The sequence below is a fragment of the Streptomyces sp. AC602_WCS936 genome (genome assembly GCF_019049125.1).
Lineage (GTDB): Bacteria > Actinomycetota > Actinomycetes > Streptomycetales > Streptomycetaceae > Streptomyces.
Genome location: NZ_JAGMUF010000066.1, coordinates 115,319 through 129,129 on the forward strand (window position 1 = coordinate 115,319; position 13,811 = coordinate 129,129).

Sequence of the window (13,811 nt, forward strand, 5' to 3'; positions counted from 1 at the left end):
TGCGTACGCTCCTCATCATTTGCTGTTGATGTCCCGGCCGGTGAGCTGCTGGACCGTGGGGCCCGCGGTCCAGCCGCCGTCGACGGCCAGTTCGGCGCCGGTGACGTAGGAGGCGGCGTCCGAGAGCAGGAAGGCCACCGCCTCCGCGATCTCCGGGGCCTCGCCGACCCTCGCCATGGGCGTGCGCGGGTACTTGCCCTCGCCCCGCTCGATGCCGAGGTGGGCGGTCATGGGGGTGTGGACCATGCCGGGGTGGACCGAGTTGACGCGGATGCGGGCCGTGCCCAGCTCCACCGCGCCGACCTTGGTCAGTCCGCGCACGCCCCACTTGGCCGCGCCGTAGCCGGCGGTCAGGGCGAGGCCCATGAGCCCTGCGGCGGAGGAGATGTTGACGATGGAACCGCCACCGCCCTCCCTCATCACCGGGATCACGGTCCGCATGCCGATGAAGACACCGGTGAGGTTGACGTCGACCACCCGGCGGAAGTCGTCCACCGACTGCTGCTCCAGCGGGTGCGAGCCGCCCGATACGCCCGCGTTGTTGACCAGCCCGTCGATCCGGCCGTACGCCGCCACCGCGAGGTCCACGACCTCGCGCCAGCCGTCCTCGCAGGTGACGTCGTGCCGGACGAACAGCGCGTCCACGCCGAGCCGTTGTGTGGCCTCGCGGCCCTCTTCCTCCCGTACGTCGGTCAGCACTACCCGGGCCCCCGCGGCGGCGGCCGCCCGGGCGGCCGCCGCGCCGATCCCCCGGGCCCCGCCCGTGACGATCACCGTCCTGCCCCGCAGATCCGTCATGAAGCTTCCCTCCCGTTCACATGTGGGTGCCGCCGTCGACGCGGATCTCGGTGCCCGTGATGAAGGCGCCGTCGTCGGAGGCCAGCATCGCGACGACGCCCGCGACGGCCTCCGGGGCGGCGAAGCCGGTCGCCGGGTCGGCGAAGCCCTCCCCCGCGAGGGCGGGCCGCAGCTTGGCGTACAGGTCCCAGTCGGTGTCCTCGGGCAGCCCCGGGTCAGCGGTCATGCCGCTGGCGATGCTGCCCGGCGCGACGCACACCGCCCGCAGCCCCTGCTTGGCGTACTCGGCGGCTATGGCGTGGGTGAAGGACTGGATGCCGCCCTTCGTCGCCGCGTACGCCGCCATGTAGGGGTGGGCGAAACTCGCCGACGTGGAGCTGAAGTTGACGATTACGCCCCGTCCGGCTGCCAGCAGCGCGGGCAGCGCCTCCCGGGTCATCAGGAATGTGCCGGTGAGGTTGACCGCGACGAGCGTGTTCCAGAAGTCGAGCGTGGTGTCGTGGGTGTGTGACGAGCGCAGGACGCCGGCCGCGTTGACCAGGACGTCGAGGCCGCCGAGGCGCCCGGTGGCGGCGCCGACCGCGTCCCGCACGGAGGCCTCGTCGGCGATGTCCACGACCACGGTGGCAGGCGGTTCCGCGTGGCCGGCGGCCAGGGCGGCCGTCTCCTTCAGCCCGGCCGCCGAGATGTCGGCGGCCACGACGGCCGCACCCTCCGTCAGGAGCCGCAGCACCGTCGCCCGGCCGATGCCCGACCCGCCGCCGGTGACCAGCACCCGTCGGCCTTCGAAACGCCGCATGTGCGCTCCCTCCCCTTCTCTCCTCAGTCAGCGCGCGTCACGTGGCCACGTGCGTGCGATGTGGTTGACGGCGATCCAGCTGAACGTCATGGCGGGACCGATGGTCGCGCCGGGCCCCGGGTACGTCTCCCCCATGACCGCGGCCGAGACGTTGCCGGAGGCGTACAGGCCGTCGATCGCCGTCCCGTCCTCCCGCAGCACCCGGGCCGTGGCGTCCGTGACCAGTCCGCCCTTGGTGCCGATGTCACCGGGGTGCACGGGGATCGCGTAGTACGGGCCCTTCTCCAGCGGCGCGAGGTTGGGGTTGGGCAGGGTCGGGTCGCCGTAGTAGCGGTCGTAGACGCTGTCGCCGCGGTGGAAGTCCTCGTCGCGGCCGGCGCGGGCGAAGCCGTTGAAGCGGTCCACGGTGGCGCGCAGCCGCTCCGGGGGCAGGCCCGTGCGGGCGGCCAGCTCCTCGACGGTCCCGGCCCTCTTGACGAACCCGCTCTCCAGCCACGGCTTGGGAAAGGACTGTCCCGGGAAGAGCCCCAGGACGATGTAGCGCGACTTGGACGTCGCGTCGAGGATCATCCAGGACGGCACGGTGGACGCCTCGGGCCGGTGGTGCGCGTACATCGCGTCGACGAACTCGTGGTACGGCGCGGCCTCGTTGGCGTAGCGCTCCCCCGCCGAGTCGACGATCACCATCCCGGGGACGCCGCGGTCGGCGACGAGGAAGAAGGGCCTGCCGCCCGGCGGCACCACGGACGGTGCGCCCCACACCCGGTCCATCAGGTCGACGGCGGCCCCGACGGACTGGCCCAGTTCCAGCCCGTCGCCCGTCTGGCCGTCGGCCGCCGAGCTCCACTCGGTGGACGTGGGTGCCGGGAGGTACTTCTCCCGCAGGCGCTGGTTGTGGGAGAAGCCGCCGGAGGCGAGGACCACGCCGCCGGTCGCCCTGATCGCGCGCTCCCAGCCGCCGTCGCGGGTGACCCGGACGCCGGTGATCCGGCCGTTGTCCTCCACCAGTGAGGTCAGCGGTGCGGAGAGCCACAGTTCGCCGCCGAGGACGTCCAGGGAGTGCCGCATCCGGGCGATGAGAGCCTCGCCGAGGGACAGCGGCTTCCGGCGGAGCAGGAGGGCCCCGGCCGCTCGGGCGGCGACCCTCACCGAGGTCCGCCGGCCGGCCCAGGTGCGCGCGACCATGTTCAGGTGGCGGAAGTCCTTGGAGGTGATGGTGAGTCCGTAGGTGGGGAGCCCGGCCCGGTTCAGGGTGGCCCGCTGGTCGGGCGGGAGCTTGGTGAGGTCGAAGATCCGCGGTTCGATGGAACGGCCCTCGGGGAAGCCGCCGAGCCGCTCGGGGTAGTAGTCGGAGTATCCGGGGGTGTGGACGAACCTCACGGCCGTGCGGTCGTGGAACTCGCGCACCATCCGCGGCCCGTGCGCGACGTAGGCGTCCTTTCGCTCGGCCGGGACCCGGTCCCCGACGGTGGCGTCGAGGTAGGCGCGGGCCTTCTCGGGTGTGTCGCCGAGTCCGGCGGCGTCCAGGTGGAAGTTGTCCGGTACCCAGACGGCGCCGCCGGACAGGGCGGTCGTGCCGCCGTAGACGTCGTTCTTCTCCACCACCAGGACGGTCAGTCCGCGCAGCCGGGCGGTGATGGCCGCGGCCATGCCTGCCGCGCCGGAGCCGACCACCACCACGTCGTAGGTGTGGTCCCACCTGTCGTTCATCGCTTCCACCTCGTCGTGTCGTTGCGGTGTGCGGGGTGCGGGGGCCGGGTACAGGGAGGAACGCTCAGCTCGGGAACGTGCCGGTGGCGTAGCGGCTGCGGAAGTAGAGCAGGGGCAGCCCGTGCTCCCGTGCGGCGAGGTCGACCACCTCGCCGGTGACGATGTAGTGGTCGCCGGCTTCCTGAACGGCGGCCAGGCGGCAGTCCACGGTGCCGAGGGCGCCGTCGAGGACCACCGTGCCGTGCGGCGAGGTGTGCCAGGGCACGTCGGAGAACTTGCCGGCGCCGCTGCGGCCCAGTGCGACGCACGTGGCCCGCTGGTCCTCGGCGAGGATGTTGACGCAGAAGCGGCCGGCCCGCTCGATCCTCGGCCAGCTGGTGGAGGCCTTGCCGACGGCCAGCATGACCAGGGGAGGGTCGAGGGAGAGCGAGGCGAAGGACTGGCAGGCGAACCCGACCGGTTCCTCGCCGTCGAGGGCGGCCACCACCGTGACGCCGCTGGCGAACCGGCCGAGGACGTCCCGGAAGACGTCCGGGTCCACCCGGCGGACGTTCAGCCGTTCCACTGGTGGCCCCAGAAGCTGTCGGCGGTGATCTCCTTGGCCACCCAGGTGTCCGGGTCGACGAGCAGGCCGTCCCAGCCGTACTCGACCTGGAAGCCGCCGGGGGCCTGCGCGTAGAACGACACCATGTGGTCGTTGGTGTGGCGGCCGAGGCTGGAGGCGATGGGGATGCCCGCGGCGTTCATGCGGTCCAGGCCGCGGCCCACGTCGTCCAGGGTCTCCAGCTCCACCATGAAGTGGACGATCCCGGGGGGCAGCGCGGCCGGGTACAGCCCCAGGCTGTGGTGGCGCTTGTTGGGGCTGAGGAAGTGCATCCAGTGGAAGTCCCGCTGCTCGGCGGCGGTCGGCACGGCCTGAGGCGGCAGCTTCATCGAGTCGCGCAGCTGGAAGCCGAGCAGGTTCTCGTAGAAGTCCAGTGCCGACTCGATGTCCGGCACCGGCAGCACCACGTGGCCCAGGCCGAGGTCGCCGGTGACGAAGCGGTTGCCGTACGGGGTACCGAGCGCGCTGTGGTCCTGGGCTTGGCCCCAGTAGATCTCCAGCGGGTTGCCGCAGGGGTCCGTCACGTGGATCAGGCCCCGGACGCGGCGGTCGGCGAGTTCGGCGGCGTCGGCGGGCTTGACCGCGACGCCCGCCGCCTCCAACTCCTGGCCGACCCGCGCCAGGGCGGCGGCGTTCGCCACCTCCCAGCCGGCCGCCAGCAGCCGGTCGCTGCTGCCCGCCTGGACGACGATGCGGTGGGCACGGTCGTCCATGCGCAGTCGGAGGGTGTCCTCGGTGGTGCCGGGGGCCTCCACCATGCCGAGGATGTCGAGCGCGTACGTGCGCCACTCGGCGAGCCTGGTGGTCTCCAGGCGCAGGTATCCGAGAGCACGGATGTCCATGATCATTTTCCTTTCGAGGTCTTCGGTGTCCGGTGCGACGAAGTTCAGTACGGAGGGTGTTGGGGTTCTCGGCCGGAAGAAGTCGACGGCGCCTGTCAGGCCATCGTGTCCCGGGTCTCGATGCCGAGGGCGCACTGCCCGTACATGACCAGCGCCCGCTCCGGGTCGTTGGCGGCGTGGCCGCGGCCGTTGTGCGCGTCGCGCCAGGCGCGCTGGATCGGGTTGGGGCCGTTGCGCATGGCGCCGCCGCCCGCGTTCTCCATCAGCAGGTCGATCGCGGCGACCGCCCGCTCGGTGGCCATCACCTGGTCCCGGCGGGTGCGGATGCGCAGTTCCATCGGGAGTTCCTCGCCGCGCCGGGCGTGGGCGTACATCTCGCCGATGTTGCGGCTCAGCTGGAGCCAGGCGGCGTCGATGTCGCCGGCCGCGCGGGCGATGCGCACCTGTGCGAAGGGGTCCTCGGCGACCTTCTGCCCGTAGGAGACGCGGAACCGCTGCTTGGTGGCCTCGACGTAGGACTCGTAGGCGCCCTCGGCGATGCCCACGATCGGGGTGGAGATGGTGGTGGTGAACACGCCGGCGTACGGCAGCCGGTACAGGGGTTCGGGGTTGAGCTCGTGGCCGGGCACCTGGAGGGCGGTCACCGGGCCGAAGCTGAGCGCGCGGTGGTCGGGGACGAAGACGTCCTCGACGGCGATGTCGTTGCTGCCGGTGCCGCGCAGGCCGACGGTGTCCCACACGTCGTGGACCCGGTACTCGGAGCGGGGCACCAGGAAGGTGCGCATGTCCACCGGCCGGCCCTCGGCGTCCGGGACGAGGCAGCCCAGCAGGGCCCACTGGGCGTGGTCGCAGCCGGAGGAGAAGTGCCACCGGCCCGACAGCCGGAAGCCGCCCTCGACCGGGGTCGCCTGGCCCGTGGGCGCGTACGAGGACGCGATGCGGGTCTTCGGGTCCTGTCCCCACACCTCCTGCTGGGCCCGCGGGTCGTACAGGGCGACGTGCCAGGGGTGGACGCCGACGACGGAGGCGACCCAGCCGGTCGAACCGCACGCCTTGGCGATCTCCTTCACCGCCGAGTAGAAGAGCACCGGGTCGGCCGCCCGGCCGCCGAAGGCCCTGGGCTGCAGCAGCTGGAAGAAGCCGGTGTCCTCCAGCTCCTTGACGGAGGCGTCGGGCACCCGGCGCAGCTCCTCGGCCTCGGCCGCGCGCTCCCGCAGACTCGGGGCGAGGTCTCGTACGGCAGCCAGCACATCGTCGGCCATGGAGTGTCCCTTCTCGGATCGTCCTGGTGGAATGTCCCGGTGAGTGGAGGTGGCAGGACCGTACGTCCGGCCGTCGGCGCGGCGGAACGGGCTTCTCCCACTGAGCGGGAGGTGTGGTGGCGACCGGGTGCGCGGGGTGGTGACGGGAGGCGCCGCACGCGTTACCGTTCCGCAACTGAACAGCCTCTTTGCAGCGGTCACCACTGCCTGCAATATCCATGCAATACCGGAGATCACGGCCGCGGCCACGGGCTCGCCGGCCGTCCGTGCGGGAGGTGCCGTTGACGACGCATGCTGCCGAGGCCTCAGGCCCGCCCCCGTCCCTGCTGGAGAAGGCGGCGAGGGTGCTGAGCGCGTTCCAGACCGGGCAGCCCCGGCTCACCCTGACCGAGGTCGTGCAGCGCTCCGGTCTGCCCCGGTCCTCGGCGCACCGCATCCTCGACCAGTTGGTGCGGCAGCGCTGGCTGGAGCGCGAGGGTCGCGACTACCGGCTGGGCATGGGCATGCTGGAGCTGGGCGCGCTGGCCTCGCACCACAACCGGCTGCGGCGGGCGGCGCTGCCCCATCTGCACGCGCTGCACGAGTCCACCGGCCATCTGGTGCACCTCGCGGTGCTCGACGGCGCCGAGGTGGTCTATCTGGAGCGGATCGGCGGATCGCTCGACTCCGGCGTGCCGTCCCGGGTGGGTGGCCGGCAGCCCGCGTACTGCACCGCGGCGGGCAAGGCGATCCTGGCCTTCAGCGACGACTCGGTGGTGGAGTCGGTGATCCGGCAGGGGCTGCGGCCGCGGACACCGCGCACCATCACCCGGCCCGAGGCCTTCCGCAGCGAGCTGGCGATGGTGCGGGAACGCGGGGTGGCGTTCGACTGCGAGGAGGGTTTCCAGGGCGTCTTCTGCGTGGCCGCGCCCCTGCGCGGAGCGGGCCGGGCGGTGGCCTCGGTGTCGGTGTGCGGCAACGGCGTCCACCGCGAACTGGAGCGGATCGCCCCGGCCGTGCGGGGTTGCACCCGCTCGGTGTGGCAGGCCATGTTCGGGCCGGGGCAGCGCGCGAAGCAGCGGGCGCGGACGGCCGCGGCCCGGCCCGAGGCCGGTGTGCCGCAGCCCGTGATGGACAACATGATGTCCTGGCTCCGCTCCAGCGAGTGGATGTGACGTGACGTGACGTAACCGATGTGACGCCCTGCCGCGTGTGCTCCGGTCAGTCGCGGACGAAGCGTGCCCGCAGGGCGTCGAGACCGGTGCCGTAGGTGCCGTCGCCGAAGAGCGACTCCACGCGCGGCACCACGTCGTCGGGGCTCCGGTACACGGCCGACCACCGGACCTCGGCCCCGTCGGCGTGCGGGTGCACGGCCAGTGTCGCCACGTACTCGTCCACCGGCAGCGCCACCGGGTCGAGGAGCACGTAACGGTACCGGCGGGCCTCGGTGTCGTGGTCCAGCAGGAGCTCGCGGGCGACGACCTGCCCGCCGACCGCGAAGGCCCGTACGGTGCCGGGCACTTCGGCGTCGGCTCCGTCCTCGAGCGTGGACGGCGGCAGGTGCGGGTGCCAGTCGGCGAGCCCGCCGAAGTCACCGACGACCGCCCAGACCTCGTCGGGGTCGGCCGTCAGCACGGCGGAACGTTCGAGCGTTCGGGTGTCCATGGGTGTCTCCTCACCATGTGTGGTCACCAGATCCGTGTGTCACCGGTCCCCCGCGTCACCAGTCCTGTGTGTCGCCAGGTGCGTGCGTCACCGGTCCCCCGCGTCACCAGTCCTGTGTGTCGCCAGGTGCGTGCGTCACCAGGTTCCGTCGCCGCGCAGGACGGCGTCGGCTCCGCCGTCGGCGAAGACGACCTGTCCGGTCACCAGGGCGTTCTCCGGGGAGGTCAGCCACGTGATCAGCGGGGCGATCCGTTCGGGGCGGGCGTGTCCGTGCAGGGGCATCGGCACGCTCCGCTCGACGAGCCCCCGCGTCTCGGGGTCGTCCAGCATGGGGCGGGTCATCGGCGTGACGACGACGCCGGGGGCGACGGCGTTGAGGGGGATGCCCGCGCCCGCCCACTCGGCGGTGACCGCGGAGCGGCGGACCCAGCGGGAGATCGCGGCCTTGGAGGAGGAGTACACGAGGTGCCCCTCGCCCCGGTCGACGGCCGCCCGGGAGGCGGTCACCGCCGCCTCCTCGTCACCGGCGAGCGCGGCGTCCACGATCGCCGGGTCGGTCGGGTGCACGGAGTCGATCGAGCCGATGACCAGGGCCCGCGGGTCGGTGCCGGCCGCCAGCAGGGGGCGCAGCCCTTCCAGGGTTGCCACGGCACCGAAGTGGTTGACGCGGATGGTGACCGGGTCGAAGTGCGCGACTCCCGCGCAGGCGACGACGGCGTCGAGCCGGCCGCCGGTCAGCTCGCGGGCACGGGCGACGAGTTCGGCCCGGCCGTCGGCCGTGGACAGGTCGGCGCGGATGTCGCCGCCCGCCAGGTCGGCCCGAACGACGGTGTGGCCCCGCGCGCGTAGGTGGGCCGCGGCGGCCTCGCCGATGCCGGAGCCCGCTCCGGTGACCAGGCAGGTGCGCGACGTGCTGGCCGGCTCACCCATGGGTGACCTCCAGGGTCCCGTCCTCGACCGCGCGGTCGATGCTGTCGCGCAGCGCACGGCACGTGCGTATCCGGGCGCTGGTTCCGCCCTCGGCCACTCGGCCCCGGAACTCCGCGCAGACGACGACCGCGTCGGCGGTCCACTGCACCGAGGTGTGGGCCATGCTGAACTTCTCGCAGAGGACCTGGTTGCCGCAGGTCCCGCACTCCACCTGCCGCATGTCAGACTCCGGATTCCGTCGTCCCGGCCGCCGCCGTGTCGTCGGTCTGCTTCTGAGCCTCGGCGCGGGCGAGGTTCTCCTGGACCTCGGCGCGCCAGGCCCGGTTGGCGCGCTCGGTGTCGACCTCGAACTCGAAGCGCCGCACCATCTCGTCCTTCACGTCGCCGACGTCGACGTAGAACTGCTCGTACCAGCGGCGCAGTTGGTAGACCGGTCCGTCTTCCTCGGTCAGCAGGGGGTTGTCGATCCGGGTCTTGTTCTGCCAGATGGCCACGTCCTGCTCGAAGCCGACGGTCGCGCCGTCCGCGGTCAGCCGGGCGGCCTCGGCGGCCTCCTCGTCCGTCATCCCGGGGAGCCTCCGGACGATCGCCCCGTACTGCAGCAGGAAGCTGTTCTCGTCGATCGGGTAGTGGCAGTTGATCAGGACGATCTCCATCTCGGCGCCGCCGCCGACGTCGCTGTACAGGTTGTCGATCATGTACGAGGGCCCGTAGTAAGAGGCGTCGGACCGCAGGCGGCCCGCGCTCAGGGTGCCGAGCTCCATGTCGCCGCGCGGGCTGCTCTCCATGTACTGGGTGGCCACGTGCCCGTCGAAAACGTTCTTGAAGTACTCCGGGAAGGCGTAGTGGACGTAGTAGAAGTGCGCCATGTCCACGACGTTGTCGACGATCTCGCGGCAGTTGGCGCCGTCGACGCGGAGCGTGTGCCAGGTCCAGTCGCTCCACTCGTCGGCGTCCGGGCCGTGGATGCCGGCGATCTCTGGGACGGTGACCTCGGGCGGCGGGGGGTTGCCCTGGGGGTCGTTCCAGACGAAGAGCTGCTTGTTGCGCTCCAGGGTGGTCCAGGCGCGGGTGCGGGCGCGCAGCGGGACCCGGCGGGCGTAGGGGATGCCGGCGCAGCGGCCGTTGCCCGACCAGCGCCAGTCGTGGAACGGACAGGCTACCGCGTCGCCCTTGACGCTGCCCTGGGCGAGGTTGCCGCCCATGTGCGGGCAGTAGGCGTTCAGGACGTGCAGTTCGCCGTCGTCCCGGCCCTGGAAAACCACCAGTCTGGTACCGAAGGCCTCGATCTCGTGCGGCCTGCCGTCTTTGAATCCGTCGGCGAGGCCGAGGCAGTGCCAGCCCCGGGCGAAGCGCGCGGGCGGCCTGCCCGCGTCGATGACCCGGACCTCGTCGTTGAGAGCAGTCATCTTCTCCTCCAGTGGTGAGCACGGATGTCCGTCGCGGGGCGTCGGGGCCGTTCCGGGAGGCTAGGCGGGGTGCGCCGCGAGCGGTGAGCGTGAATTCCCGCTCACCGGGAAAGCCGGCGCCGTGCGGTGACGGAAGGGTCCCGGGGGCGGCCGGCCGCTGCTAACTTCCGCCTGACAAACGTTTGGTCGGCCCGTACTCCCCTCGGTCGACGCGTGCAGCGGCCGGCACTCTCCGCCGCGCACTCCCCCGTCAGGTCCCTCCCCACAGCCTGGAGTTGATCTCATGCGTGGTTCCCATGTCCGCCGTAGCGCCGGAGCCCTGGTGACCGCCCTCGCACTCGGCGCCCTCCCCGCCTGCGCCGTCCCGGAGGCGATGGCACAGCCCACCGCGACGGCCGCTCGCGCCGCCGCCACCACCGGCCAGGTCCACCACATCGCGCTGCAGGGCGCGGTCAACGTCCGCGACCTCGGCGGGTACCGCACAGAGTGGGGCCGTCAGGTGCGCTACGGCCGGGTCTTCCGCGCCGACGCGCTCAGCAGGCTCACGGATGGGGACGTCTCGAAGCTGTCCGGACTGCGGTTGCGCACCGTCGTGGACTTCCGTCTCTCGCCGGAGGTCCGGCGCGACGGCGCCGACCGCGTTCCGGAGGGCGTCACCGTGGTCTCCCGACCGGTGGACGACCTGGGTCTGTACGCCAGGACGACGGAGGTCATCGGCTCCAAGGACCCGGTCGCGCAGGAGGCGGCGCTGGGTGACGGCAGGGCCGAGCGGATGATGCGGTCCATATACCGCACGTTCGTCACCGACGCGGACAGCCGCCGTCAGTTCGCCGCGGTGGTGCGGGACGTGGCCCACACCAAGGGCACGCCACTGCTCTTCCACTGCACCTCGGGCAAGGACCGCACCGGCTGGATGAGCTATCTCCTGCTGCGCGCCGTCGGAGTCCCGGCGCGAGCCGCCGAGCGGGACTTCCTGCTCTCCAACACCTTCCGCCGGGAGGCGGACCGCGAGGTCCGCGAGGGGTTGAGGGAGTCCGGCTACATGCGCGACCCCGGCCTGCTCATCCCTCTCCAGGAAGTCCGCGAGGACTACCTGGAGGCGGCGTTGGAACAGGTCGAGGAGGACTACGGCAGCCTGCGCGGCTATCTGACGGAGGGCCTCGGCCTGGACACGCGGACCCTGATGCTCCTCCGCGCCCGGCTCCTGCGGTAGCCGCCGTCAGGACCGGTGGCCGCATGGCCAGAGGCGGGTGTTGGCCAGGGTAAAGGGCAGCGCCAAAGAGGTCTAGACCCCACACGTCTTACGTCTTTGCTCCCTGGTCCTCCATCATCACTCAGGACAAGGGAACTTGTTGGTCCAGACCAAGCTTGGAGAGTCCATGCAAAGACGCGCGAGCATCATGACATCGGTCAGTCTCTGCTTCGCACTCGCAAGTACCATGGCACTCGAGACCCTGCCGGCCGCCGCCGCGGACCCCCGACCCCGCGCGGGGTCCGCCGTGCCGACCGTGTCACCGACCCCGCAGTCCCTCACTCCCGCAGGTGAGGACGCCGTCGTGACCGGCCGGGTGATCGTCGTGGCCGACGAGAAGACCGACGCGGCCGCCCGGGAGCGTCTCGTCAAGGAGCTGAAGGCACACGGCGCCGCCCGGGTCGACGTCGTGGCCCCCGGAAAGGTCCCCAGGGCCGCCGCCGGTCTGCTCACGGTGCGGCTGGGCCCCGGTACGCGCCCCGACATCGCCGAGGCGCTCGGCGGCACGGCGGTGCCGGACCGTGCGGAGGGCTACGCCCTGCGGGCCACGGGAGCCGGCAAGGGCTCGCGGATCACGCTCGGCGGGAAGGACGCCGCCGGGCAGTTCTACGCCGTGCAGACCCTGCGCCAGCTCTTCGTCCGCACGAGCGGCAAGGACTGGAAAGTGGCGGGCGTGCGGGTCAGCGACTTCCCGTCGATGCCGCTGCGGGGCACCATCGAGGGCTTCTACGGGCAGCCGTGGACGCACGCCGAACGCCTCGACCAGATGGACTTCTACGGGGACGTCAAGGCGAACACCTACATCTACGCGCCCAAGGACGACCCCTACCACCGGGGCAAGTGGCGCGAGCCCTACCCGGCGGACAAGCTGGCGGAGCTGGGCGAGCTGGTGGACCGGGCCACGGCGAACCACGTGCGCTTCACCTTCGCCGTCTCCCCCGGCGAGTCGATCTGCTACTCCGACCCCGCCGACCGCAAGGCGCTGAAGGACAAGCTCCAAGCCCTGTACGACCTGGGGACCCGCGCCTTCTCCATCCCGCTCGACGACATCGACTACACCAGCTGGAACTGCGAGGCCGACCGGACGGCCTACGGCGAACCCGACGCGGGAGCCGCCGGAAAGGCGCAGGTCGACCTGCTCAACGACGTACAGCGCACCTTCGTCGCCACCCACGAGGGCACGTGGCCGCTGCAGATGGTGCCCACCGAGTACTACAACAACACGGACTCGGCCTACAAGCAGGCCCTGCGCGGCGCGCTGGACCCGGCGGTCGAGGTCCAGTGGACCGGTGTGGGCGTCGTGCCGACGCGGATCACCAAAGAGGAGGCGGAGCAGACGTCGAAGGTCTTCGGCCGCGACGTCTTCGTGTGGGACAACTACCCGGTCAACGACTTCGGCAACACCAGCGGGCGGCTGCTCCTCGCGCCGTACGACAAGCGTGAGGCCGGCCTGTCCGAGCACCTGTCCGGCATCGTGGCCAACCCCATGAACCAGCCGTACGCCAGCAAGGTGGCCGTCTTCGGCACCGCGGACTTCACCTGGAACGACCGCGCCTACGACCCGGGGAAGAACTGGCGCAGCGCCATGGCCTACCTCGCGGGCGGCGACCGGAAGGCCACCGAGGCCCTGCTCGTCTTCGGCGACCTCGAACACATGGCCCCGACCTTCGGCGACACGCCCTGGCAGCCCCAGGCTCCCGAACTCGCTCGCCGCGTCGCGCAGTTCTGGGCGTCGTGGGACGAGGGAGACCGGACCGGGGCGGTCAGGTCCCTGCGCGCCTACGCGCGGGCCGTCGAACGGGCCCCGGCCACCATCCGCGGCGGCTCCGTGGAGAAGGGCTTCACGGTCGACGCCGCCCCGTGGCTGGACGCCACCGAGCTGTGGGGCACGGCGATGGTGAGGATGCTCGACGCGCTCGCGGCTCGGCAGGCCGGCGACAAGGAGATCTCCGACCGGCTGCTGGCCGAGTCCGACGAACTGCAGCGGCAGGCGCGTGCCGTGCGGACCGACCCGCCGCGCAACTCCTGGGGATCGGTCCAGCCCAAGGTCGGTGACGGCGTGCTCGACACGTTCCTCTTCCGGGCCGGCCTCCGGCTCCAGCTGTGGGACTCCGCGGGCGGCACGGAGAACCTTGCCCTGAAGGGGACGGCGTCGGCGTCCAGCGTGGAGCAGGACCTCGACCGGCTGGCCCCGCGCCACGTCAACGACGGGCTGATGGGCACCCGCTGGGCCTCCGGCTACTCGGACGACGAGTGGGTGCAGGTCGAGCTCGCCGCCCCGGCGAAGGTGGCCGCGGTGACCGTCGCGTGGGAGAGCGCGTGCGCGACGGAGTACGCCGTCCAGACCTCCACGGACGGCGTGCACTGGAAGACGGTGTCCACGCAGCGCCCGCAGGACTGCGGCAACGACGTCGTACGACTCGCCGGAGACGAGGCCGTCAGCCACGTCCGCGTCCAGGGCGTCGAACGGAAGACGACCTGGGGCTACTCGGTCCACGAACTGGGGATCTTCGGGACCTCCGTCTCCTGATCTCTCCCGACGCGAAGGATGCCGCCGGTGC

At 71.9% G+C, this 13,811-nt stretch carries 13 protein-coding genes; 3 read left to right on the plus strand and 10 right to left on the minus strand.

The window, feature by feature from the left end:
• Window positions 1-15 precede the first annotated feature (15 nt).
• The 6 genes from KUM03_RS22375 to hsaA all read right to left on the minus strand — a co-directional run bounded on the left by KUM03_RS22375 (window position 16) and on the right by hsaA (window position 6,015).
• Window positions 16-798, minus strand: a complete 783-nt coding sequence (locus KUM03_RS22375) for a glucose 1-dehydrogenase (RefSeq protein WP_217251060.1) — start codon at window positions 796-798, stop codon at window positions 16-18.
• 16 nt (window positions 799-814) lie between these two features.
• The gene (locus KUM03_RS22380; RefSeq protein ID WP_217251061.1) at window positions 815-1,597 is read right to left on the minus strand and encodes an SDR family NAD(P)-dependent oxidoreductase; all 783 of its coding nucleotides are present in this window, start codon (window positions 1,595-1,597) and stop codon (window positions 815-817) included.
• Between the two features lie 27 nt (window positions 1,598-1,624).
• Window positions 1,625-3,307: an FAD-dependent oxidoreductase gene (locus KUM03_RS22385; protein WP_217251062.1), complete on the minus strand. Its 1,683-nt coding sequence runs from the start codon at window positions 3,305-3,307 to the stop codon at window positions 1,625-1,627.
• 64 nt (window positions 3,308-3,371) lie between these two features.
• The gene (locus KUM03_RS22390) at window positions 3,372-3,872 is read right to left on the minus strand and encodes a flavin reductase family protein (protein WP_217251063.1); all 501 of its coding nucleotides are present in this window, start codon (window positions 3,870-3,872) and stop codon (window positions 3,372-3,374) included.
• Window positions 3,860-4,753 carry a VOC family protein gene (locus tag KUM03_RS22395; RefSeq protein WP_217251064.1) on the minus strand — a complete coding sequence of 298 codons (894 nt, stop codon included), beginning with the start codon at window positions 4,751-4,753 and terminating at the stop codon, window positions 3,860-3,862. Before KUM03_RS22395 ends, KUM03_RS22390 begins: the two co-directional genes overlap by 13 nt.
• 95 nt (window positions 4,754-4,848) lie before the next feature.
• Complete coding sequence (gene hsaA, locus KUM03_RS22400; RefSeq protein ID WP_217251065.1) at window positions 4,849-6,015, minus strand: 3-hydroxy-9,10-secoandrosta-1,3,5(10)-triene-9,17-dione monooxygenase oxygenase subunit; 1,167 nt, start codon at window positions 6,013-6,015, stop codon at window positions 4,849-4,851.
• A gap of 275 nt (window positions 6,016-6,290) precedes the next feature.
• On the opposite strand from hsaA, the gene KUM03_RS22405 reads away from it, so the two are divergent.
• Window positions 6,291-7,169, plus strand: a complete 879-nt coding sequence (locus tag KUM03_RS22405) for an IclR family transcriptional regulator (protein ID WP_308406385.1) — start codon at window positions 6,291-6,293, stop codon at window positions 7,167-7,169.
• Window positions 7,170-7,215: 46 nt separating this feature from the next.
• Here the strand turns inward: KUM03_RS22405 and KUM03_RS22410 are convergent, their stop codons facing one another.
• The 4 genes from KUM03_RS22410 to KUM03_RS22425 form a co-directional block, all read right to left on the minus strand.
• Window positions 7,216-7,659 (minus strand): SRPBCC family protein, encoded by a 444-nt coding sequence (locus tag KUM03_RS22410; protein WP_217251067.1) that lies wholly within the window; start codon window positions 7,657-7,659, stop codon window positions 7,216-7,218.
• Window positions 7,660-7,794: 135 nt separating this feature from the next.
• Window positions 7,795-8,589, minus strand: coding sequence for an SDR family oxidoreductase (locus tag KUM03_RS22415; RefSeq protein WP_217251068.1), 795 nt, complete (start codon window positions 8,587-8,589; stop codon window positions 7,795-7,797).
• Entirely contained in the window at window positions 8,582-8,809 is a 228-nt protein-coding gene (locus KUM03_RS22420; protein ID WP_217251069.1) for a ferredoxin, read from the minus strand. Before KUM03_RS22420 ends, KUM03_RS22415 begins: the two co-directional genes overlap by 8 nt.
• 1 nt (window position 8,810) lies before the next feature.
• Window positions 8,811-9,998, minus strand: coding sequence for a Rieske 2Fe-2S domain-containing protein (locus KUM03_RS22425; protein WP_217251070.1), 1,188 nt, complete (start codon window positions 9,996-9,998; stop codon window positions 8,811-8,813).
• 322 nt (window positions 9,999-10,320) lie between these two features.
• Between KUM03_RS22425 and KUM03_RS22430 the strand changes: the two genes are divergently transcribed.
• Complete coding sequence (locus tag KUM03_RS22430; protein WP_308406386.1) at window positions 10,321-11,211, plus strand: tyrosine-protein phosphatase; 891 nt, start codon at window positions 10,321-10,323, stop codon at window positions 11,209-11,211.
• Window positions 11,212-11,437: 226 nt separating this feature from the next.
• Window positions 11,438-13,780 carry a beta-N-acetylglucosaminidase domain-containing protein gene (locus KUM03_RS22435; RefSeq protein ID WP_254399712.1) on the plus strand — a complete coding sequence of 781 codons (2,343 nt, stop codon included), beginning with the start codon at window positions 11,438-11,440 and terminating at the stop codon, window positions 13,778-13,780.
• Window positions 13,781-13,811: the final 31 nt, after the last annotated feature.

What these genes read in the sequence shown, in the direction of transcription:
- KUM03_RS22375 (WP_217251060.1), bottom strand. Translation starts at nt 798, where the DNA reads ATGACGGATCTGCGGGGCAGGACGGTGATCGTCACGGGCGGGGCCCGG.
- KUM03_RS22380 (WP_217251061.1), bottom strand. Translation starts at nt 1,597, where the DNA reads ATGCGGCGTTTCGAAGGCCGACGGGTGCTGGTCACCGGCGGCGGGTCG.
- KUM03_RS22385 (WP_217251062.1), bottom strand. Translation starts at nt 3,307, where the DNA reads ATGAACGACAGGTGGGACCACACCTACGACGTGGTGGTGGTCGGCTCC.
- KUM03_RS22395 (WP_217251064.1), bottom strand. Translation starts at nt 4,753, where the DNA reads ATGGACATCCGTGCTCTCGGATACCTGCGCCTGGAGACCACCAGGCTC.
- hsaA (WP_217251065.1), bottom strand. Translation starts at nt 6,015, where the DNA reads ATGGCCGACGATGTGCTGGCTGCCGTACGAGACCTCGCCCCGAGTCTG.
- KUM03_RS22410 (WP_217251067.1), bottom strand. Translation starts at nt 7,659, where the DNA reads ATGGACACCCGAACGCTCGAACGTTCCGCCGTGCTGACGGCCGACCCC.
- KUM03_RS22415 (WP_217251068.1), bottom strand. Translation starts at nt 8,589, where the DNA reads ATGGGTGAGCCGGCCAGCACGTCGCGCACCTGCCTGGTCACCGGAGCG.
- KUM03_RS22420 (WP_217251069.1), bottom strand. Translation starts at nt 8,809, where the DNA reads ATGCGGCAGGTGGAGTGCGGGACCTGCGGCAACCAGGTCCTCTGCGAG.
- KUM03_RS22425 (WP_217251070.1), bottom strand. Translation starts at nt 9,998, where the DNA reads ATGACTGCTCTCAACGACGAGGTCCGGGTCATCGACGCGGGCAGGCCG.
- KUM03_RS22435 (WP_254399712.1), top strand. Translation starts at nt 11,438, where the DNA reads ATGGCACTCGAGACCCTGCCGGCCGCCGCCGCGGACCCCCGACCCCGC.